The organism is Paenibacillus sp. FSL H3-0333 (assembly GCF_038002805.1).
Lineage (GTDB): Bacteria > Bacillota > Bacilli > Paenibacillales > Paenibacillaceae > Paenibacillus_AQ > Paenibacillus_AQ silagei.
This window is the reverse complement of record NZ_JBBODG010000001.1, coordinates 6,455,887-6,475,751: the sequence shown is the minus strand read 5'-3', so window position 1 is coordinate 6,475,751 and position 19,865 is coordinate 6,455,887. Positions and strand designations below refer to the sequence as shown.

Annotated in this window: 21 protein-coding genes; 15 read left to right on the top strand and 6 right to left on the bottom strand. The window is 52.1% G+C overall.

Annotation, left to right across the window (positions count from 1 at the left end; translation table 11 throughout):
- Position 1 precedes the first annotated feature (1 nt).
- The 9 genes from yqeH to MHH78_RS28370 all read left to right on the top strand — a co-directional run bounded on the left by yqeH (position 2) and on the right by MHH78_RS28370 (position 6,235).
- Positions 2-1,123, top strand: coding sequence for a ribosome biogenesis GTPase YqeH (gene yqeH, locus MHH78_RS28410; protein WP_036725851.1), 1,122 nt, complete (start codon positions 2-4; stop codon positions 1,121-1,123).
- 20 nt (positions 1,124-1,143) lie between these two features.
- Positions 1,144-2,022 (top strand): shikimate dehydrogenase, encoded by an 879-nt coding sequence (gene aroE, locus MHH78_RS28405; RefSeq protein WP_341169626.1) that lies wholly within the window; start codon positions 1,144-1,146, stop codon positions 2,020-2,022.
- A gap of 51 nt (positions 2,023-2,073) precedes the next feature.
- Positions 2,074-2,367: a ribosome assembly RNA-binding protein YhbY gene (gene yhbY, locus MHH78_RS28400; protein WP_036697934.1), complete on the top strand. Its 294-nt coding sequence runs from the start codon at positions 2,074-2,076 to the stop codon at positions 2,365-2,367.
- A gap of 12 nt (positions 2,368-2,379) precedes the next feature.
- Positions 2,380-2,970, top strand: a complete 591-nt coding sequence (locus tag MHH78_RS28395; protein ID WP_341169625.1) for a nicotinate-nucleotide adenylyltransferase — start codon at positions 2,380-2,382, stop codon at positions 2,968-2,970.
- Positions 2,954-3,532, top strand: a complete 579-nt coding sequence (gene yqeK / locus MHH78_RS28390) for a bis(5'-nucleosyl)-tetraphosphatase (symmetrical) YqeK (protein ID WP_036725702.1) — start codon at positions 2,954-2,956, stop codon at positions 3,530-3,532. The genes MHH78_RS28395 and yqeK overlap by 17 nt, the downstream gene beginning before the upstream one ends.
- The gene (gene rsfS, locus MHH78_RS28385; protein WP_341169624.1) at positions 3,529-3,876 is read left to right on the top strand and encodes a ribosome silencing factor; all 348 of its coding nucleotides are present in this window, start codon (positions 3,529-3,531) and stop codon (positions 3,874-3,876) included. The genes yqeK and rsfS overlap by 4 nt, the downstream gene beginning before the upstream one ends.
- Positions 3,873-4,796, top strand: coding sequence for a CvfB family protein (locus tag MHH78_RS28380; RefSeq protein ID WP_076079714.1), 924 nt, complete (start codon positions 3,873-3,875; stop codon positions 4,794-4,796). Before rsfS ends, MHH78_RS28380 begins: the two co-directional genes overlap by 4 nt.
- A 22-nt stretch (positions 4,797-4,818) precedes the next feature.
- The gene (locus MHH78_RS28375; protein ID WP_341169623.1) at positions 4,819-5,589 is read left to right on the top strand and encodes a class I SAM-dependent DNA methyltransferase; all 771 of its coding nucleotides are present in this window, start codon (positions 4,819-4,821) and stop codon (positions 5,587-5,589) included.
- A 277-nt stretch (positions 5,590-5,866) separates the two neighbouring features.
- Positions 5,867-6,235, top strand: a complete 369-nt coding sequence (locus tag MHH78_RS28370; protein ID WP_341169622.1) for a hypothetical protein — start codon at positions 5,867-5,869, stop codon at positions 6,233-6,235.
- Positions 6,236-6,285: 50 nt separating this feature from the next.
- Here MHH78_RS28370 and MHH78_RS28365 read toward each other — a convergent pair whose 3' ends face one another.
- Positions 6,286-6,444 (bottom strand): hypothetical protein, encoded by a 159-nt coding sequence (locus MHH78_RS28365; RefSeq protein WP_036697952.1) that lies wholly within the window; start codon positions 6,442-6,444, stop codon positions 6,286-6,288.
- A 76-nt stretch (positions 6,445-6,520) separates the two neighbouring features.
- The gene (locus tag MHH78_RS28360) at positions 6,521-7,480 is read right to left on the bottom strand and encodes an ArsR/SmtB family transcription factor (protein ID WP_341169621.1); all 960 of its coding nucleotides are present in this window, start codon (positions 7,478-7,480) and stop codon (positions 6,521-6,523) included.
- A gap of 461 nt (positions 7,481-7,941) precedes the next feature.
- On the opposite strand from MHH78_RS28360, the gene MHH78_RS28355 reads away from it, so the two are divergent.
- The 6 genes from MHH78_RS28355 (at position 7,942) to MHH78_RS28330 (ending at position 14,112) form a co-directional block, all read left to right on the top strand.
- Positions 7,942-9,339, top strand: coding sequence for an ABC transporter substrate-binding protein (locus MHH78_RS28355; protein WP_036725692.1), 1,398 nt, complete (start codon positions 7,942-7,944; stop codon positions 9,337-9,339).
- A 191-nt stretch (positions 9,340-9,530) separates the two neighbouring features.
- Entirely contained in the window at positions 9,531-10,421 is an 891-nt protein-coding gene (locus MHH78_RS28350; RefSeq protein WP_036725691.1) for a carbohydrate ABC transporter permease, read from the top strand.
- A 24-nt stretch (positions 10,422-10,445) separates the two neighbouring features.
- On the top strand, positions 10,446-11,282 hold the full coding sequence (locus MHH78_RS28345) for a carbohydrate ABC transporter permease (protein ID WP_445321988.1): 837 nt from the start codon (positions 10,446-10,448) through the stop codon (positions 11,280-11,282).
- A gap of 73 nt (positions 11,283-11,355) precedes the next feature.
- A complete protein-coding gene (locus MHH78_RS28340) occupies positions 11,356-12,324 on the top strand; it encodes a glycoside hydrolase family 43 protein (RefSeq protein WP_341169620.1) in 969 nt (322 codons plus the stop codon).
- 203 nt (positions 12,325-12,527) lie between these two features.
- Positions 12,528-13,226: an RNA polymerase sigma factor gene (locus MHH78_RS28335; protein ID WP_341169619.1), complete on the top strand. Its 699-nt coding sequence runs from the start codon at positions 12,528-12,530 to the stop codon at positions 13,224-13,226.
- A complete protein-coding gene (locus MHH78_RS28330) occupies positions 13,183-14,112 on the top strand; it encodes a hypothetical protein (RefSeq protein ID WP_076079710.1) in 930 nt (309 codons plus the stop codon). Before MHH78_RS28335 ends, MHH78_RS28330 begins: the two co-directional genes overlap by 44 nt.
- 135 nt (positions 14,113-14,247) lie before the next feature.
- Here MHH78_RS28330 and MHH78_RS28325 read toward each other — a convergent pair whose 3' ends face one another.
- The 4 genes from MHH78_RS28325 to MHH78_RS28310 all read right to left on the bottom strand — a co-directional run bounded on the left by MHH78_RS28325 (position 14,248) and on the right by MHH78_RS28310 (position 19,849).
- Positions 14,248-15,570 carry a DUF4179 domain-containing protein gene (locus MHH78_RS28325; RefSeq protein WP_341169618.1) on the bottom strand — a complete coding sequence of 441 codons (1,323 nt, stop codon included), beginning with the start codon at positions 15,568-15,570 and terminating at the stop codon, positions 14,248-14,250.
- Between the two features lie 5 nt (positions 15,571-15,575).
- A complete protein-coding gene (locus MHH78_RS28320) occupies positions 15,576-16,106 on the bottom strand; it encodes a sigma-70 family RNA polymerase sigma factor (RefSeq protein ID WP_341169617.1) in 531 nt (176 codons plus the stop codon).
- Between the two features lie 157 nt (positions 16,107-16,263).
- Complete coding sequence (locus MHH78_RS28315) at positions 16,264-17,118, bottom strand: AraC family transcriptional regulator (protein WP_341169616.1); 855 nt, start codon at positions 17,116-17,118, stop codon at positions 16,264-16,266.
- A 133-nt stretch (positions 17,119-17,251) separates the two neighbouring features.
- Positions 17,252-19,849, bottom strand: a complete 2,598-nt coding sequence (locus MHH78_RS28310) for a beta-L-arabinofuranosidase domain-containing protein (RefSeq protein WP_341169615.1) — start codon at positions 19,847-19,849, stop codon at positions 17,252-17,254.
- Positions 19,850-19,865: the final 16 nt, after the last annotated feature.

The following is a 19,865-nucleotide window of genomic DNA, read 5'->3' as shown; positions in this document are numbered from 1 at the left end:
AATGAACGATGGAACAGCGCGGCCTGAGAAATGCAGCGGCTGCGGCATTAAGCTACAGAGCGTAGACAAGGAGCTCCCCGGTTATATCCCGGAGGTCGCCTTCGAACGGGAGCCGGTAATTTGCCAGCGCTGCTTCCGGATCAAGAATTACAATGAAGCCTCTTCCGTATCGGTGAATCAGGATGAATTCCTGAAGCTGTTAAGCGGAGTAGGCGAGAAGAATGCACTGGTGATCCATATTGTGGATCTGTTCGATTTCGAGGGCAGTCTGATTTCCGGGCTGCAGCGGTTTGTCGGCAATAATCAGGTCATTCTGGCGGTGAACAAGATCGATCTGCTGCCGAAGGTGACCAACTGGAACCGATTGCGCAACTGGATGCAGCAGCGCTGCAAGGAAGAGGGACTGCGCACGGCGGAGATTGTCCTGGTCAGCGCGAAGCGCAATCAGGGCTTCGACCGTCTGCTGGAGGCCGTTACCGAGCTGCGCGGCCAGCGTGATGTGTACGTTGTCGGGGCTACCAATGTAGGCAAGTCCACCTTGATTAACCGGCTGATCTCCGATTACAGTGACCTGGAAGAGGAGCTGACGACCTCCCGTTATCCGGGCACTACCCTCGATATGGTCAAAATCCCGCTGGATGACGGCCATTCCATCATTGATACGCCGGGAATCGTGTACCCGTGGCGGTACAGCGAGCTGGTCGAGCGCAAGGATCTGGGCGCAGTGATGCCTGAGAATCCGCTCAAGCCTGCGGTCTATCAGCTGAATGAAGGCCAGTCGCTGTTCTTCGGCGGACTGGGACGCTTCGACTTCATTCAGGGGGAACGCCAGTCCTTCACCTGCTTCATCAGTGGCACCCTGAAGATTCACCGCACGAAGCTGGAGCGTGCAGATTCCCTGTATCAGGACCACCGGGGCGAGCTGCTGTCTCCGCCGGGGACTGCCGACATGGACAAGCTGCCGCAGTGGCAGCGCCATGAATTCCGTATCGCCAGGAATAGTGAGACCGACCTGTTCATCTCCGGTCTGGGCTGGATCAAGGTGAACGGTACAGCCGGAGCGGTAGTAGCTGTCCATGTGCCGCGCGGCGTCAAGGTGCTTACCCGTCCTTCGCTGATCTAATTGTACAGGAGGAAGGCGACATGACTGAGACAGGCAGGAACACGCAGAGTCACGGGGAGCTGCTGCTGGGCGTGATGGGTGACCCGATTGCCCAGTCCAAATCCCCGCTGATGCACGGGGCGGCGCTCCAGGCGCTCGGTCTCTCCGGGGCTTATGTGCCGCTGCACATCACGCCGGACAAGCTGGGCGATGCGGTGCAGGCGATACGGACGCTTGGCTTCCGGGGCGTGAATGTAACGATCCCCCATAAGGTTGCCGTGATGGAGTATCTGGACCGGCTGGATTCAAGTGCGGTGGATGTCGGCGCAGTTAATACCATCGTCAACGATAATGGTATACTGACCGGCTTCAATACGGATGGCATCGGATATGTCCGCTCACTGAAGACAGAGGCTGCGCCGGATCTTACCGGCGCCCGCATCCTCGTGATTGGAGCTGGCGGTGCGGCCAGAGGGATTGTCTCGGCGCTGCTGAAGGAGCAGCCGGGAATGGTCCTGATTGTGAACCGAAATGAGGAACGGGCCCGTCAGCTGGCAGATAGCTTCAGCAGCCGGGGCAGCTTAACCGGAGCAGGGATGGATGCCGTTCCCGGCCTGCTTGGCAGCATGGATATTGTAATTAATACAACATCCGTAGGCATGTATCCGCATATGGAGGACATGCCGATCGATCCGGCCGGGCTGCACGAAGGGATGATCGTCAGCGATCTGATCTATAATCCGCTGCATACCCGGCTGCTTACAGAGAGTCTGAAGCGCGGCTGCACCGTTCACGGCGGGCTGGGCATGTTCGTCTACCAGGGAGCTTACGCCCTGGAGTATTGGACGGGGCTTGTGGCTCCTGCAGCGATTATGCGGCAGACTATTGCGGATTGCCTTGGCCAGGTGCCGGGCAAATGATTTTCACTGAATAGGGTAATAATATATGTTAATTAAGGAGTTTTCACATTTATGTTAACAGGCAAACAAAAACGTTATCTGCGCTCTTTGGCTCATCATCTGGATGCTGTATTTCAGGTTGGCAAAGGCGGCGTAAACGATCATCTGATCCGTCACATTGAAGAAGCTATTGAGAAACGCGAACTGATGAAGATCAGTGTACTGAATAACAACGCTGATGATCCCAAGGAAATTGGTGCCGCGCTTGCCGAGCAGTCCGGTTCGGAGCTTGTTCAGGTTATCGGCAAGACTATCGTTCTGTACAAGGAATCACGCGACAACAAAACGATCGAGCTTCCAAGATAGGAGGTTGACCTCTTGAGAGTAGGCATAATGGGAGGGACCTTCGATCCTCTGCATATCGGCCATATGATGGCCGCTGAGACGGCGCGCGAGAGCTACAGTCTGCAGGAGGTCTGGTTCATGCCTTCGCATATTCCGCCTCATAAGCATGAGGCCGGGGCAACCGGTGAAGAGCGGCTGGCTATGGTGGAGGGAGCGGTGAAGAATCATCCTTCCTTTGGCATTCTTGACTGGGAAATCGTGCGGGGCGGAGTATCCTATACACTGGAGACGGTGATTAGTCTGCAGGTGGAGTATCCGCAGCATGAGTTCTTTTTCATCGTGGGTGCGGATATGGTTCAGTATCTGCCCAAGTGGCAGGGGATCGAAGAGCTGGTGCAGCGGTTGACCTTCATCGGTGTCGGACGTCCGGGCACTCCGCTGGATCTGGGACTGCTGCCGGAGTTCATTGCCGGTAAAGTGCTGCTGGCGGATATGCCGCTGGTCGATCTCTCCTCCACCATGCTCAGAGCCCGGGCCGCCGAAGGAAAGTCGATCCGCTATATGGTTCCGGATGCTGTATATGAATATGTTCAAAGGAGTGGATTGTATGGAGTACAGCCGTGAAGCGCTGATTGAGGCGGTATCCGGCCAGATGCCGGACAAACGCTGGAAGCATACACTCGGTGTGATGGAGTCTGCTGTGAAGCTGGCGCAGCGGTATGGCGCTGACCCGCAGCGGGCCGAGACCGCCGCCATCCTGCATGATGTGGCCAAATATTGGCCGGTGGAACGGATGCGGGAGATCATTGAACAGAACGGATTATCCGCTGAGCTTTTGAAATATGACAAGCAGCTATGGCATGCTGAGGTTGGTGCTTATACTGCCGAGCATGATTATGGCATTACGGATTCGGAGGTACTGGATGCGATCCGTTACCATACCTCGGGCCGGGAGAACATGAGTCTGCTGGAGCGGATCGTCTGTCTGGCTGATTATATTGAGCCTGGACGGGACTTCCCCGGTGTGGAGGAGATCCGCAGGCTATCGAAGGTCAGCCTGGAGGAAGGCCTGATTGCCGGACTGGACTCCACTATACGCGTACTGCTGGAGAAGCGCCGGGTCGTATTTCCGCTTACGGTGCTGGCACGCAACGATTTAGTTAGAACATTGGAGGATAAACTATGAGTGTACAATCAAACAAGCTGTTTGAGCTGGCGTTACACGCCGTTCAGGATAAAAAAGCAATGAATGTGGTGGCCCTCGATCTGCGCAGTGTGTCGCCGATCAGCGATTATTTCATCATCTGCCACGGTAATTCCGATACCCAGGTTCAGGCAATTGCCACTGAGGTGCGCAAGGTTGTTCATGAAGCTGGCGGAATGATCAAAGGCATTGAGGGGATGGATGCAGCACGCTGGGTACTGATGGACCTTGGCGATGTGATCGTCCATGTCTTCCACCGCGATGAACGTGAATATTACAATATTGAGCGTCTGTGGTCGGATGCCAAGGTCATGGAGACGGTATGAGTCTGATTGCAGGAACTACGGTTACGCTTGAAGTGATGCGGGAGGTATCCCCTTACGGGTACTTCCTGAGCGCGGGCGACCAGGATATCATGCTTCATTACACCGAGCTTGTGGGCAGCAAGCCGAAGATCGGCGATAAGGTGGAGGTCTTCCTCTTCTTCGATACCGAGGACCGTCCTGCGGCAACGATGAAAAAGCCATATCTGACGCTTGGCGAGATGGCGCTGCTTGAAGTGGCGGATATCCATCCGCGGCTGGGCTGCTTCCTGGAAATGGGGCTTGGACGGCAGCTGCTGCTGCCGCTCAGCGAGCTTCCCGAGCTGGTGGAGCTGCGTCCGCAGATTGGCGACAAGGTCTTCGCAATTATGGAGCATGACAAGCAGGGACGTCTCCGTGCCAAGCTGGCCGGAGAGCAGGAGCTTGCGCCGCTGGCCTTGCCTGCACCGGAATCCTGGCAGGGGCAGAGTGTCACCGCCCGGGTGTACAAGCCGCTGCAGATGGGCACCTTCGTGCTTGTAGATGCCGGTGTGCTCGGCTTCGGCATCATCGGTATGGTCCACTCCTCTGAACGCGTTCGCTTGCTGCGTCTGGGTGAAGTGATTGAAGCGCGCGTGGCTCATATCCGTGAGGATGGACGCGTCAACCTCAGCATGGGCCACCGCAAGGAAGTGGGCCGTGATGTGGATTCGGCGGCTCTGCTAGATTTTCTGGCTTCCCGTCCGGGCGGCGGAATGCCATATTCGGATGCTACGCCTCCCGATATTATCAAGCAGCGCTTCGGTATCAGTAAATCAGCGTTCAAGCGCGCGCTTGGCAAGCTGATGAAGGAAGGGCTGGTTGTCCAGAAGGAGAACTGGACCTATCTGGCTGCCCGCGAAGAGGAGCAGGCCGGACCGGACAGCGACTCTGACAACCAATAGTATAGAGAAAGCGGTGTACGCAGTGTCTTCCTATGGCAAATTTGCTTATGTATACGATGCGCTTATGGCGGATATGCCGTATCCCGATTGGCTGGCCTTTGCCGAGACGGCATGGGGCAAATACGGCAAGCCGCGCACGGTAGCTGAACTCGGCTGTGGTACCGGCAGCCTGACGATTCCGCTGGCGGGGGCAGGGTATCACATGACGGGGATTGATCTTTCATCGGACATGCTGTCCGTTGCCCAGCGTAAGCTGGAGCAGCAGCCGCAGGGACGGCGCTTTTTGCGGGAGGGCAGTGTGCAGTGGGTTCAGCAGAACATGAAGGAATGGGAGCTGCCGGAGCCGGTGGATTCGGTGATTTCCTTCTGCGACTGCCTGAATTACGTGCTGGAGGAGCAGGACATCCGGAAGGTATTCTCCTGCACGTATGACGGGCTTAAACCAGGCGGGACCTTCCTGTTCGATGTGCATCATCCGAATACGCTGATCCGCTATGAGGAAGAGCAGCCCTTCGTGCTGGATGAGCTGGATGTATCCTACATCTGGACCTGTGAGCTGGATGTGCCGCGCCGGGAGATTGAGCATCACCTGTCCATCTTCGCCCGCGAGGAGGGCCGCTCAGACACGTACCGGCGCTTCGAAGAGACTCATACCCAGCGTGCCTATGACCCGGAGTGGATGAAGCAGGAGCTGCTTGCCGCCGGATTCAGCGAGGTGTCGGTGTATGCGGACTTCGAGTGGGTGGTGGCGGATGATTCGGCGCAGCGGCTGTTCTATGTGGCTGTGAAATGAAGCTACAAAAGAAAACTTGAAGCGTAATTGTCACTGCGGAGAACATTTGGACTTACGGCCGCTGTTGTCTGCAGATTTCATGATTTAATACCGCTATTCGCGGTAGAAATCCGCAGACAAAGGCGGACGCTACCGCTCCTACAGTTCCAAATTTCCCCTCCGTTCCTTTTTGCTTTTCGTTTAATACTTTAGAGCTTCATATATGGTTGAGGTTGTATGGGAGGTCCTTACCTGAATTGGGTAAGGGCCTTCTTTGATCTTGATATGGATCAAATGTTTGCGAAAAACCGCACAATCGGCGCTGCTGAGGTACATGGACCAAATGTATGTGAAAAACAGCATAGAATCGGCGCTGCTGAGGTACATGGACAAAATGTATGTGGAAAACAGCATACAATCGGCGCTGCTGGGTCATATGGACAAAATATATGTGGAAAACAGCATACAATCGGCGCTGCTGAGGTACATGGACAAAATGTATGTGGAAAACAGCATACAATGGGCGCTGCTGAGGTACATGGACAAAATGTATGTGGAAAACAGCATAGAATCGGAGCAATGTGCTGGTGCGAGGGCGAGTGAGGCAGATGTACAAGTACCATCTGTACAAAAGGACGCATCAGCCGTTCTAATCTGCATGACATAGCAAACCGGACCCTATCCGAAGGATACGGCCCGGTCATCTTTCAAGCAGGCTTACCGGTGTTCGAACAAATCGATGGTGCCGAGTACAATATGCGCCAGACCAAATCCAAGAATGCCGGTTGCTGCGATCTTATATCTGCTTCCCAGAAAAGCTGCACTCGAAGCAGTAACTACGGTCCCCAGTACGGCTGGTATTAACCCTTCACGCATTCGAAACACTCCCTCGCGGTAGTTTGAAAGACATTCGTTAGTGTGGGTTAAGGCCGGGACAATTATACTTCAAAGGTCAATCTGCCACTCCCGCTGTGGTCGCCCGGCCAGCCGGATCTTCGACCTCATGCACATTATAGAGCACACGCGCCAGCAGATCCTGGCTGTAATTGCCGAAGTGCTTGCCGTAAATGGTCAAGCCGCGTTTGTTGACCGGTTTGTCGGTGACGGCAATGCGGAAGGTCAGCTCGCTTTTGTAATCCAGCTTGATGTCGTCAAGGGTAATGTCTGAGATGCGGCAGCCGTCAATGAAGCTGCCCTCCTGATTGATGCGGATCAGCTTCAGCATGCCGTACTGGTTGAGGTGGGGAGGCCACCAGTCCGGGTTGAAGGTGCCGCGCGCATCGCCGAAGTCACCGGGGCTGGTCCAGAAGCCGATCTCGATGCCGTTCACATAGAAATACAGATCCGAGGGATAATTGTCGCTGAACCCGGGAGCCTCGGAGCCGATCTCCATGGAGAACTGGATTTCCCGGAAGGTCTGGTTGGCTTTGAGATAGTTAGGGATGCGGTACTCCAGGAAGCCTTCGGCCATCCAGATAATCTCGGAATCGATCCGCTGGGGATCGGCGAAGTAACGCGGCTCGTCGAAGTCCCCGATAATGCTGTCCTTGGTAGCCAGACCGCAGGTCGGAACAGCCTGATAATTACTGTAATGGCCCACCTGAATCTCGACCTCGTACAGATTATCGACATCCTTGCTGCGCAAATCCACCATCAGCTTATCTTTATTCAGGTAGCAGACCTTCTGAATTCCGTGCTTGCCTACAGCCGTATTGATCTCAATTAAGCCGCTCTCCTCCAGCTTCTTGATATGCATTGTAATGGCCCCGTTGCTGAGATTCAGCTTCTTGGCAATTTCGTTGAGATTCAGGGCCTGATTGGTCGCCAGCAGCTCAAGAATCTGGATGCGGATTTCCGAGCTGAGCGCCTTGAAGATATCAATTCCGCTCATCAGATCTTTAATATAAATCATATTTAGAATACCTTCTTCCACTGAGGTCATGAGAATCGAAACTATTTTATAAAATTATAAACTAACCCACCCTAAAAGGAAAGTATTCTGCCTTTATTTGTAGAAAACGATTAAATTTAAGTTAAAAGCAAAAGTTTAAGGCTATTTGTTTTACATAAGTATGAATAATTAATGCGCGGTTAAGTCAATATTAAATGATTTCTTTCAGTAAAAAGACAATAAACAACGTTTAGTTTGAATGTGTTTAAAAAGATTTATACTTTTATATTTACACTCCACTTTATATATGCTATTTTATACCTGTAAGCGAATACATTCAATTGTATTTCAATTATTTAATTAAAGAGTGAAACATAATGCGTCATGCGGTAGCTTGAACTAACAGAGCCGGTGAGGTTCCCTAGTTCTTCTATATAGATTGTATCAATCGAATTGCTCAGCAAATCCTAGGAGGGGTTACAGTGTTAAAGAAAAAGGGCTGGTTCACACTGCTGTCGTTAGTTCTGATGGTATCGGTTGTACTTACAGGCTGCGGCGGGAAGAACAATGCATCGTCCGGGGGCAATAGCGGAAGCGAAGCGACGGCGAATGCCGGCAGCAAGGATTCCAAGGAAACCAAGAATCTTACCTTTATGTTCCGCGGGGGAACCGATGAGCAGAAGGCCTATGAGGGTGTTGTGAAAAAATATGAAGCCGATCATCCAAACGTCAAGGTTAAGATCGTTGTGACTGCGGCGGATCAATATGCGACTAAGCTGAAAGCCTCTATTACGGGAAACAGCGTTCCGGACGTTTTCTATTTTGAATCCGGTGACCTGAAGGCGTATGTGAACAGCGGTGTGCTGCTGGACCTGACCAGCTATGTGGAGAAGAACCCTAACATTGATTTGAATAATATCTGGAAATATGGCGTGGATCTGTACCGTTACGACGGCACCATGGCAGGGCAAGGCAATCTGTACGGGATGCCCAAGGACGTAGGCCCTTTTGCACTCGGCTATAACAAGACCATGTTCGAAGCTGCGGGTATCCCGCTGCCGGACAAAGACAAACCGTACACCTGGGATGAATTCATCAAAGTCGCCCAGCAGCTGACGATTGACAAGGACGGGGACGGCAAGCTGGATCAATTCGGCGCAGGCTTCAACGTACAGTGGGCCTTGCCTTCCTTCGTCTGGAGCAACGGGGCGGACTGGCTGGATGCGACCAAGACCAAGGTTACGATTGATGATCCGAAGTTTATCGAAGCCCTGCAATTTTTCACTGACATGCAGCTTAAATACGGCATTACGCCGTCCACAGAACAAGCACAGACTCTGGATACCTACCAGCGCTGGATGAAAGGTGAAATGGCCTTCTTCCCTGTAGGTCCGTGGGATATGAGCACTTACGAGAAGCTTCCCTTCGATTATGACCTGATTCCATATCCTGCAGGCTCCACAGGCAAATCCGCCACATGGACCGGCTCACTCGGCATCGGTGCTTCCGCCAAAACCAAGCATCCCGATGAAGCCGTGGATCTGATCAACTATCTGACGGCCTCCAAGGAGGGAATGGAAGCGCTGGTGAAGGCTAAGGTGCAAATTCCGAACCTGATGGATATGGCTAAGGAATGGGCTGCTGATACTACGACCAAACCGGCGAACAAGGAAGAATTCCTCCAGGTCGTGAATGAATACGGACGGGTGCTGCCTGGCCACTACACGTACAATGCTGAATGGTATAACCTGTTCTACACGGACATCCAGCCAGTGCTTGACGGCAAGGTTACCCCTGAAGAGTACGTGAAGACGGAACAGCCGAAGATGCAGAAGCTGCTGGATAAAGCGGTTGAGCAAGAGGCGAAATCCAAGAAATAAGCGGTACGCATCGTTCTTATCCAGCATACAAAGTGATGTCAGGTCTCCTGTAACAGCGGGCCGGCATCACTTTATTCTGAGATGAACTTGTATATATTTTGGGGACCCCGCAAAGTATCTGAATACTCATCGGAGCTGATGCATCACTTTGTGGGGAAAGTTATAGACTATCCGAATTTGAGGTGATTCTAATGAACACTAAGCTGGGTCTGTACCGCAAGGAGAAAATCTACGGATTTCTGTTTATCCTGCCTCCGCTGCTGGGACTGCTGATTTTTACGCTGTATCCGATGATCTATTCGATCTATGGCTCATTCACGGATTGGGATGGGCTCGGCCAGATGAACTTCATCGGCCTCGGCAACTTCAAGGATCTGTGGTCGGATGAGCTGTTCCATAAGGCCTTATTCAATACTTTGTTTATGATGCTTGGCATTCCGATCGGCATTACACTGGCACTGCTGCTGGCGCTTGGGCTTAACCGGGGGGTGCCGGGGACTACAGCGTTCCGGGTCATCTATTATGTTCCGGTCATTTCTTCTCTGGCCGCAGTATCGATCATGTGGAACTGGGCCTATAACGGTGATTATGGTCTCGTCAACCAGTTCCTTGATCTCTTCGGAATCAGCGGGCCGAACTGGATGGCGAATAAATATACGGTCAAGCCGGCGCTGATCATTATGGCGGTATGGAAAGGCCTCGGGTATACGATGCTGCTCTATCTGGCGGCGCTGCAGAGTGTCTCCAGATCTTATTATGAAGCGGCGGAGCTGGACGGAGCCAGCGGCTTCAAGTCCTTCTGGCATATCACCTGGCCGATGGTGCGCCCGGTAACCTTTTTCATCATCGTGACCAACATTATTGGAGGATCGCAAATTTTTACCGAGATGAACATTATGACCCCTACAGGCGGACCTGAATATGCTTCAGCCTCCGTGGTGTTCTACATTTGGCAAAAAGCCTTCGGCAACTTCCAGATGGGCTATGCCTCTGCTATGGCGGTATTCCTCGGCGTGTTCATATTTGTTGTGACTCTTATCCAATTCCGAATGAACGAGAAGCAATCGTTCGATGTCGATTAACTGAAGAGGGAGGAGACCATAAATATGACGAGCAGAAGAAGAGTTACCCATAGCATTATCTTTGTCCTACTATTAATAGGCGCGGTGTTCATGATTGGTCCGCTGCTCTGGATGCTGTCCACCTCATTCAAGGATAAGCAGGATGTGTTCGCTCTGCCTCCGGTGTGGATTCCGCGGCCGTTCCATTTCGATAAATACAGTGAGATCTGGACGGCGGGTCCGCTGCTGAGCGGGATCAGGAACAGCTTGATCATCGCGGTGACGGTGACGATTGTAGGTACGTTCACCTCCAGCCTTGCGGCGTTTTCCTTTGCTAAATTGCGGTTTCCGGGTAAGAATAAAATATTCCTGCTGATGCTGTCATCCCTGATGATTCCGTATCCGGCAGTCATGATTCCGCAGTTCTTCATGTTCTCGAAGCTGGGCTGGATTGATACGCTGCTGCCGCTGATCGTGCCGGGCTTGTTCGGCAATATCGTCATGATCTTCTTCCTGCGGCAGTATCTGAGCAGTGTGCCGAATGCCATTATCGAAGCGGCCAAAATCGACGGAAGCTCGTACTTCCGCCTGTACAGCTCGATTACCTTCCCGCTGATCAAGCCGGCGGTGGCAGCGCAGCTGATCCTGTGGTTCATGGGCATCTGGAACGACTACCTGTCTCCGATTATCTATCTGAATTCACCGGAGAAGCAGACCCTCCAGCTGGTTATCGCCAACTTCAATGCGACCTATGCGATCCAGACGGACTATCCGCTGATTATGGCGGCTTCGATTATTGCCCTGCTGCCGATGCTGATTATCTTCCTTGTTTTCCAAAAGCAAATTATTGAATCTGTTGCTATCTCCGGAGTGAAGGGCTGACCCTTCCTCCGGAATACCGAATTACCGGCTGAGCACCGCCAGCCACCAGTTCAAGACCAAAGGAGAAACCATAATGAATACAAATAGAGAGTACACTAACCCGCTTGTCGAACAGCGTGCAGATCCCTGGGTATACAAGCATACCGACGGCTATTACTATTTCACCGCTTCCGTGCCGGAGTACGACCGGATTGAAGTACGCAGAGCGTTAACGATTGAGGGACTTCGGGAAGCACAGCCGGTAGTCGCCTGGCGCAAATATGAGAGCGGCCCGCTCAGCGCCAATATCTGGGCACCCGAAATCCATTATATTGATGGCAAATGGTATATTTATTTCGCGGCGGCCCGGACCACGGAGACGAAGGAAGGGCTGTTTGACCACCGGATGTACGCCCTGGAGAATACTTCAGCGAACCCGCTGGAAGGGGAGTGGACTGAGAAGGGGCAGGTGAAGACCGCCTGGGAATCCTTCGCCCTGGACGCTACAACGTTCGAGCATAAGGGCGTGTATTACTATGTATGGGCGCAAAAGGACCCTGAGATCGATGGGAACTCCAACCTGTATATCTCAGCCATGGAGAACGGCTGGACGCTCAAGGGTCCGCAGACGATGATCTCAACACCGGAGTATCCTTGGGAGGTCATCGGCTTCAAAGTGAATGAAGGCCCTGCGGTGCTGAAGCGGGGCGGCCGGATCTTCATAAGCTTCTCGGCCAGCGCCACCGATCACAACTATTGCCTGGGACTGCTTACCGCTGATGTGGACAGCGATCTGCTGGACGCAGCATCCTGGATCAAGCATCCGGAGCCAGTCTTCCAGACCAGTGAGGAGAACGGGCAATACGGTCCGGGTCATAACAGCTTCACAGTGGACGAGAACGGTGAGGATGTGCTGATCTACCATGCCCGAAGTTATAAGGAGATCACCGGAGACCCGCTCTACGACCACAACCGCCACACCCGGGCCAAGCGCCTGCGGTGGAACGTGGACGGTATGCCGGACTTCGGCGTGCCGGTGAAGGATAGCCTGAACAAGTTCTGATAATAAGCGGAGATCCAGCAGCTATACATAACAAGCAGCATTCTGATGCCGAAGCTTTCAATGCATCAGGAACGCGGCTATTGCGGCGCTGCTTAAGCGGTTGACTCCATAGAAATATACTATAATAGAGGTAGCCAAGGACATTATGATGATGTCCTTGGCTACCTCTATTTTTACATAGGTTCAGCCTGGAGAAGTTGACCTTGCGCGGATTCAACTTTATTAGCCGGGATGTCACATCAGGGCAGGGCTCATCCGTAGTACAGAATATAAAGAGTTCACAGGGACTTCAGGAAAGGGGTGGGAAAATGGATGAAACTGATCTGCAGCAGATCATCCCGGATATCCTCAAAGGGAATACTGCTCGGTTTGAACAGATCATGCATCGGTATCAGAGGCGTATTTTTTCGTATTGTTACCATATGTTAGGTCATTATACAGAAGCGGAGGATTGTACGCAGGAGGTATTTATTAAGACATTCCGGAAGTTAAGCCAATACAATCTGGAGAAGCCTTTTGAAGCCTGGTTGTATACAATAGCCTCTAACTGCTGTATCGACATCATTCGTAAGCGAAGGTTAAGTAGATATCTTCCATTCCTGTATCGCAGCGATGAACAGAATCAGCATGTAGATCAAGCCATTGAGGATAACTATTACAATGAGCATGTTCTGCGGGCGATGTCCAAATTAACACCGGAGGAACGAAGCCTGCTGATTCTGCGTTGTGTGGAAGATAAGGGCTATAAGGAAATCGGAGAAATTATGCAGCAAAATAGCAGCAGCCTCCGTAAGAAATTTGAACGCACGGCCGCTAAATTCAGAAAGTATTATGCTCATCTTACAGGAGGGATATCGGATGGATCACGACAACAATCAAGACCTCAGAACCATATTTCATAACGTCAAAGTTCCTGAGGCTGATGTAACGAAAGCTGTGATGAGTATATTGGAGGATGAGAAAATGAATAAACGGGTTACCTTCTATTCTAAATATAAGCTGAGTACTCTTATCGTTCTGGCATCACTGTTATTAGCTTCATCAGCCTTTGCGGCTACACAGTTGATTACACTCACGAACAACAAAGGGGATGTAATCTATGAGGAAAAGAAATTCGAGGATTCAAATTTTCCAGATTATACGAAGGAAGAGCAGCTGCGCAGCTTAAAAGCACACCGTCTGGGACAAGACTTGCTGCAGCCGGGCCAGGCAGCAGCAATCTATATGGCAGGAGAGAATACTGAGGGAGAGCTTTACATCAGGAGAGGAGCAGCATCCGGGTTCTCGGATGCAGCTACACTTCGCGATGAGCTGAAGCAGTCCGGCGCACTTATTTATGATAGCCTGCAGAATAAATATGATTTTGTTACAGGTGTTTTGACCTATAATCCTGATCCGCTCACCGACCAGAAAGAAGCTGAATTGACAGAACAATTAGCGCAAGAAGCCCGGGATTCCAAGGATGGATATGCTATGAGAATGCTTGATGTGTCTAAAGAGGGCTGGAGTATGATCGTTACGTATAAAGGGGAGGGACAAACAATTCTTGTTCAGCCGATGAAAATGAATGAGAAGCTAACGATACACCATTCTGAGGAGCCGTCAGCAGAGACTATAACGGTCGATGGTGTTGAAATGCTGTATTCCTTATATACAAGCGGCAGCCACGGGATTCGTTTCATTCACAATCTTCCCAGCAGTGATTTCCACATCGTTTATTATATTGAGGCTACAAAGGGGGTTACCAAGGAGGAATTGCTTGAGATCGCCAAAGCTTATTTGCAGTAAGCATCTGATCAGCAGATATAAAGCCTATAAAAACTTGAAGCCTTTAGTCCCACTTGCAGCGTGGGGCTAAAGGCTTTATTGGGCTCTAATCAGCCGCTGCCAGCAGCGGCTGACTACACTCCTGCATGAACTGTTTTATTTGTCCCCTAGAGGAACCGGAACAGTCTGTCTATAGAACTTAATATAGTGGAAGCCATCCATCATCATGAATTCCGGCTTTTTTGTGGTCTGGAAGGAATATGTGCGTTCCCACAGGATATTGCCGTTCTTGAGATCCCACGGGCGGGAATCGGATATCGAACTGACGGGAACGGCGGCTCCTCCGGCTTGAACAGCCAAAGTATCCTTATCCAGCATAGTGAACTGCTTCCCGGCGACCACAATATCATAGCCGTCAGCAGTCCGGGAGACGCTGCGAATCCAGAGTTTCTCCTCGCCGACTGTAACGGAGTGGTCTGAGGGTGAGGCCAGCGGGATCGGCTGCCCGACCTTCTGATATCCGCTGAAATTATCCAGTACAAGTTCAACACTTTGCAGCTTGTCTGTTGGCAGCACATCGTATTCAATTATAAATTCCGGGGTTCCCTTTTTGCTGGAATTCGTCCCCCGCATCGACCGGTAATTCATTTCCGTCCCATTCACATACAGTTTGGTTACAGCAGAGAATCTTGGATTTTCGCCATTATCCATCTTATAATGTCCCTTTACGATGGTTGACGTAGGAGAAGCCGTAATCGTGTCATAGTAGACGGTTCCCTGATCCACCGGTACAGCCTGGTCAATATCTGCGACGAGCAGACTTTTCATGGCAAGGTTCGGGTCATATTTGAAGGAGATAGGATAGTGTGCCACTTTCCCGTTCTCCAGCAGCTCGCTGAAGGTAACGGTCAATGTTCTGGAGAAGGGGCTGGCCGGCTCGAATTTGTATACTCCCTCGAAGCGGCTACTGTCCTTACTGCCGCCGCCGCTCCCCCCCAGGGGATCTGAATCTGTCATGAACCCTTCCAGTTTATCTACTCCGTAACGGAGTGAATAGTTGCCGTCAGGGAAGTCGCCGGTATATATACTGCCTGAAGACGGATCAATACTGTAATACATCGTCAAGGCGTTGTCGTCTGCAATTACCCCGTTAATGGTAATCACCGTTCCGTCACCTAACGTTTTGCTTTTATTGACGCTTTGACCGTATCCGTGATCCGCCAATTCAGAAAAGGCCATGGTATTCAGCTCAGTCTGACTGAACAGCTTCCCGCCGTAATAGGCCAGCGCAGGATACTGATAGACGCCCACTGTCAGTAACATGGCTGCTGCGGCTGTGGCGACCCAGGACCGTGCCCGTCCAGCCCGTGATTTCCGTCTAACCGGAGCCTGCTCCAGCGCCTTCCGCAATCTGCCTTCAAGTTCTGACGGCGCCTTGATCTGCTGATGCTCCTGTAATCTCTCCTCGATCGTTCTCATAACGGTCACCTCCAATCATAGCTTTTAAGTTTCTGTATTCCCTGCGAAATTCTGGACTTGATCGTGCCGACCGGCGCATCGGTGATATCGGCAATGGTCTGATACGGCAGATCGTGGACATAACGCAGTTCAATCGCCTCCCGCTGCCGGGGATTCAAATGTGCGAGCAGGACAGACAGATCCATTTCAGATTCGGTATCGCGGTACGGGTTAGTGGCAGTCCATGCCTCCATTGCAGGCTCCGGCGCCTCGTCCTCCTCCAGGGGAACGAACCGGTTCTGGTTGCGGAGGACCGTTTTGCAGCGGTTGACCAGAATGGTTTTACTCCAGCTATAGAAGGCCTCACTCTTCTTCAATTGCGCCAGCTTCTCATAGAGCGTGACGATCATATCCTCCATTACATCCATCGCGTCATGCTCATTCCTCATGTAGCTATAGGCAAGACGATAATAAGCGTCCTGTTCGGCTAGGATCAGTTCTAATAATGCTTCTTTGTTACCGCGCTGTGCGGCTCTGACAAGACGGCTTATATTCATGTGCTCACCCCTTTCACAGATAAGAGTGCGTAGCCGCCCGGAAAGTTCATTATGCTCTCAAAAAAATATCCACAGCCTATTCCAGAGAAATCGTTACTCTCTGGAAGGGCTGTGGAGGGAGCGAAGAAGAGGCAGGAGCTGGCGGATGCTCTCACGCTCATTCATAGAACAGCAGGCGCTTGGCATAAGCGTTGCGGAACTCGGTGGGAGTAAGGCCGACAATTTTTTTGAACGATTTCATGAAATTATGGCAATCCTTATAGCCTAGCTGCAATGACACTTCGCTGACGTTCTGGTTGGTGTCGGTCAGCAGGAATTTCGCCAGCTCCATCTTCTGCTGCAGAATATATTGCTTCAGGGAGATCCCGGAGATGACGGTGAACAGATGGGAGAGATACTTCTCGTTATAGCCGAAATAGGCGGCGATCTGTGATACCTTAATATGCTCGCTGCGGCTCCATTTGATGTAATCTACAATATCGTTGTAGAGCTGCTCCTGCTTGGTTCTTTTGAACGGATCGGCATCGGTTGGCAGGGTCTGGCTGTACAGCTCGCACAGAATAACGGTAGACATATAGTTGCCCAGCACCGTCTGATTGTAGCTCCGCACCGAGTCCTGGAGCTGCTTCATCATGACGATGATTTTCTCGACATTCCGCAGGGTTCCGTATTGAGGCAGGTGAATTACATATTCTTCGTTATCGCCGTTTGACGGAGGGGGAGCCGCAGTCTGACTACCGTTCGCAGCATGAAAATGCAGCCAATAAAAGCTACAGTCTGAAGACTTGTACCCGTATTGTCTGGTAAGCGGAGGCAGGAGCAGGAACTCGCCTTTGGAGACGACGAACTGCTGGTTGTCACCCGCCAGGTAGAGCACGCCTTCGGTCATAACTATCAGCTCATAATCCTGTAAAATCCGGCTTAAGTGAATCCACTCCGCCGAGGGGGCCACGAATTTTCCGGTCATCTCCAGATGTACCGGCTTATCTACCAGCAGTGTGAATGCAGTCATGTTATCATCCCCCTCGGTGTGGAAATAGTCTTATCCTATTACAACAATATCAAATAAGGGCTATCTTGAATACAGCAGAAGCTGCATCCGAGATAACCCTTGTGTGGAACAGTGTATTGCATTATGCCAACTGTTATTCTTTCACAATCTGAAGCTTATATTCCTGCACGGTGACATGATCCTCCGCCTTGACCGTAAGCTTCACCTCAGTGCGGCTATGTGGTAGCTTGATCTCGCGCGGGAGTGAATCCTCAATCAGAATCCCGTCTGTATAGACCAGGGCATTGTGATGGTGAGGTGTAACGTTCAGTTGTACCAGGCTTGCCGCTAGCGGAACACTCAGGCTATACGTGGTTATGCCGCTGCTGAAGGAGGTAGACAGCGTTCCTTCACTGAAGGCAAGCTGGCGCAGTCCGGCATTGTGATCATACCCGGTCATCATGCGCAGCAGGTCGAAGATGCCATTCTCCTTCTCTGGAACCACGAACTTGACCTCCACCTCAGTCTTGCCGCCAACTGCTTCAGCAGGAATCAGATAACTCCGCTCGTAGAAGCTGCGGGCTTCATCCGTATGCAGGACCTCGCTCGCAATCAGCTCCCCATCTACATAAATCGCTATTTTCTTACCATTATTTCCTGAGAAATAAGTGACTGAGAGGTAGTTGTCCATGCGCGGTGCCACCTTCATCCGGTAGCTGAACCAGCCGCCGTTCTCCGCTTTGCGGATGTTATATCCGTCCCAGGTGGCTACAGAAGTGTTCTCTCCCTCAATGCCATGCTCCAGCTCATACTGGTCATTGCCGACAGGCAGGCTGTCCAGTGTAGCGTCCTGCACACGCTGCCGGATTTTCCCTTGTAAAATATGCTTCTGCAGCTCAGCCGAATCCGCCTCCACCAGACGCCAGTAGATGCCGTAACGCTCACTATGCTGCTTATAATGCGGGGTGAAGACCAGCCGCTGATCCTCATCCGTTCCCCGCAGCGCAAAGGCCAGTTCTTCCTGCTCCAGCCGGACTACTCGGTCCGCAAGCTGCTCCAGCCACTCCTGCGGGCTCTCGTTCACCGTTGTGATGAAATCCTTCACCAGAATGTTGCGGGTCGGGACACTTACAGCCACTCCTGTAGCAGACACGGACAGGTCACTCTGGCCCAGAGCGGCGCTCAGCACCACCGGCCCATACTTGAACGCGACCACCTGGCGGGCATCCGGCAGGCTGAAGTGCTTCAGCTTCATCGGAAGCTTGAGCTGAAGCGTGTCGCCGTCTTCCCATACTCTGTCCGTCAAGAGGTAACCTCCGCTGACCGCTGAGTTCACAGGCTGCCCATTCAATAGAAGCTCAGGTTCTGCGGCCAGCCAATCCGGCAGACGAAGCTTCAGCGTGGTGGACTGAGTCTGAGGCTGTATCACTGAGATCTTGAACTCTACAATATCGCTATAAGGCAGATTGGCCGACTGGATCAGCATCAGGCCGTGCGCAGCAGAATTCAGAGTAGAGCTGAAGTACTGGTTGACCACAATGCTGGATTCATCGTAGAAATACAGGCTGTCATTCAGCTTGGTGAAGCTCTCCATGCCGGTTCCCGTACAGCACCAGAAATGCTCAAACGGCGAGCTGTAGACCTTGAAATACCCGGTCGCCATAGGCTGGAAGTACATCGTCATGCCGGTATGCGGGTGCTGTGATGACACAATAGCATTCAGATACGTGTTCTCGTAGAAGTCGGCGTAACGGGGATCTCCCGTGAGTTTGAACAGCTCGCGGGTCAGCTTGAGCATATTGTAGGTGTTGCAGGTCTCCGCTGTGAAGTTGGAGCGTTCCCGGTCCAGCATATCCGGGTCACCGAAGTGCTCCCATTCGCTGTTCCCTCCGGTGATGTAGCTGTGATGATGAACAACCATCTCCCAGAACTGCACCGCCGCTTCCAGATAAAAGGCTTCGCTCTCCCCGAGCGTCCGGTAACGGTTCAGCGCACCGAGGAATTTCGGAATCGTGGTATTAGCGTGCTTGCCCTTGAGGATATCCCTGCCCTCATGGACAGGAGTGAAGAGCGTCAGCTCGTCGAAGCTATGTGCGGCGCTTAAATGGCCTGCTTTTCCGGTGATTCTGTACAGGTCGTACAGGCAGTCATTCATCCCGCCGTATTCCACCGATAATACACGCTGATGAACCTCTTCAGACCAGGAGGCTGTGCGGCGGTACACCCAGTCACCGAGCGTATCCGCGAGGTCATAGGCCGTTTTGCTGCCGGTAGCAGAGTAGGACGCGGTGAGTCCGGCGATGATTTTGTGCATCGTATACCAGGGGACCCAGGCCGGCTGCTTGTTCTCCACATGATCGAAAAGGCGTTCCTCGAACGCGGACAGGTAACCGTTCTCATGCTGGCACAGGGCCAGCTCTCCCAGAAGATAGTTCAGCCTGAGCGCCAGCGCGTCATCCCGCGTACAAGCATAGGCCTGGGACAGCGCCGACAGATAGTGGCCCAGCGTGTGTCCGCGGATCTCTGTGTTCTCCCAGCCGGGATATTTGTCGGCACGCTTCGGCAGTCCCCGGTTCTCGCGGAAGCCCGCCAGCAGGCGGTCTGGATCATAGCTGGTCAGATATTCGATCTCCTTGGCAAAGGCGTTCGCGATATACGGATCGGACACACGGACCTGGTCCATGCGGTATTCCTCGTACAAGGGCTTACCCTGAATCGGGGCCGCCAGAGGCTGATGGGGTGTAATTGTCATTTTGTATTCTCACTCC

Bases quoted from the DNA above. Each gene is read 5' to 3' on its own strand.
- MHH78_RS28325 (WP_341169618.1), bottom strand. From the start codon at position 15,570: ATGAGAACGATCGAGGAGAGATTACAGGAGCATCAGCAGATCAAGGCG.
- MHH78_RS28310 (WP_341169615.1), bottom strand. From the start codon at position 19,849: ATGACAATTACACCCCATCAGCCTCTGGCGGCCCCGATTCAGGGTAAG.
- MHH78_RS28345 (WP_445321988.1), top strand. From the start codon at position 10,446: ATGACGAGCAGAAGAAGAGTTACCCATAGCATTATCTTTGTCCTACTA.
- MHH78_RS28320 (WP_341169617.1), bottom strand. From the start codon at position 16,106: ATGAATATAAGCCGTCTTGTCAGAGCCGCACAGCGCGGTAACAAAGAA.
- MHH78_RS28330 (WP_076079710.1), top strand. From the start codon at position 13,183: ATGGATCACGACAACAATCAAGACCTCAGAACCATATTTCATAACGTC.
- MHH78_RS28315 (WP_341169616.1), bottom strand. From the start codon at position 17,118: ATGACTGCATTCACACTGCTGGTAGATAAGCCGGTACATCTGGAGATG.
- aroE (WP_341169626.1), top strand. From the start codon at position 1,144: ATGACTGAGACAGGCAGGAACACGCAGAGTCACGGGGAGCTGCTGCTG.
- yhbY (WP_036697934.1), top strand. From the start codon at position 2,074: ATGTTAACAGGCAAACAAAAACGTTATCTGCGCTCTTTGGCTCATCAT.
- rsfS (WP_341169624.1), top strand. From the start codon at position 3,529: ATGAGTGTACAATCAAACAAGCTGTTTGAGCTGGCGTTACACGCCGTT.
- yqeK (WP_036725702.1), top strand. From the start codon at position 2,954: ATGGAGTACAGCCGTGAAGCGCTGATTGAGGCGGTATCCGGCCAGATG.
- yqeH (WP_036725851.1), top strand. From the start codon at position 2: ATGAACGATGGAACAGCGCGGCCTGAGAAATGCAGCGGCTGCGGCATT.
- MHH78_RS28350 (WP_036725691.1), top strand. From the start codon at position 9,531: ATGAACACTAAGCTGGGTCTGTACCGCAAGGAGAAAATCTACGGATTT.
- MHH78_RS28365 (WP_036697952.1), bottom strand. From the start codon at position 6,444: ATGCGTGAAGGGTTAATACCAGCCGTACTGGGGACCGTAGTTACTGCT.
- MHH78_RS28340 (WP_341169620.1), top strand. From the start codon at position 11,356: ATGAATACAAATAGAGAGTACACTAACCCGCTTGTCGAACAGCGTGCA.
- MHH78_RS28360 (WP_341169621.1), bottom strand. From the start codon at position 7,480: ATGATTTATATTAAAGATCTGATGAGCGGAATTGATATCTTCAAGGCG.
- MHH78_RS28380 (WP_076079714.1), top strand. From the start codon at position 3,873: ATGAGTCTGATTGCAGGAACTACGGTTACGCTTGAAGTGATGCGGGAG.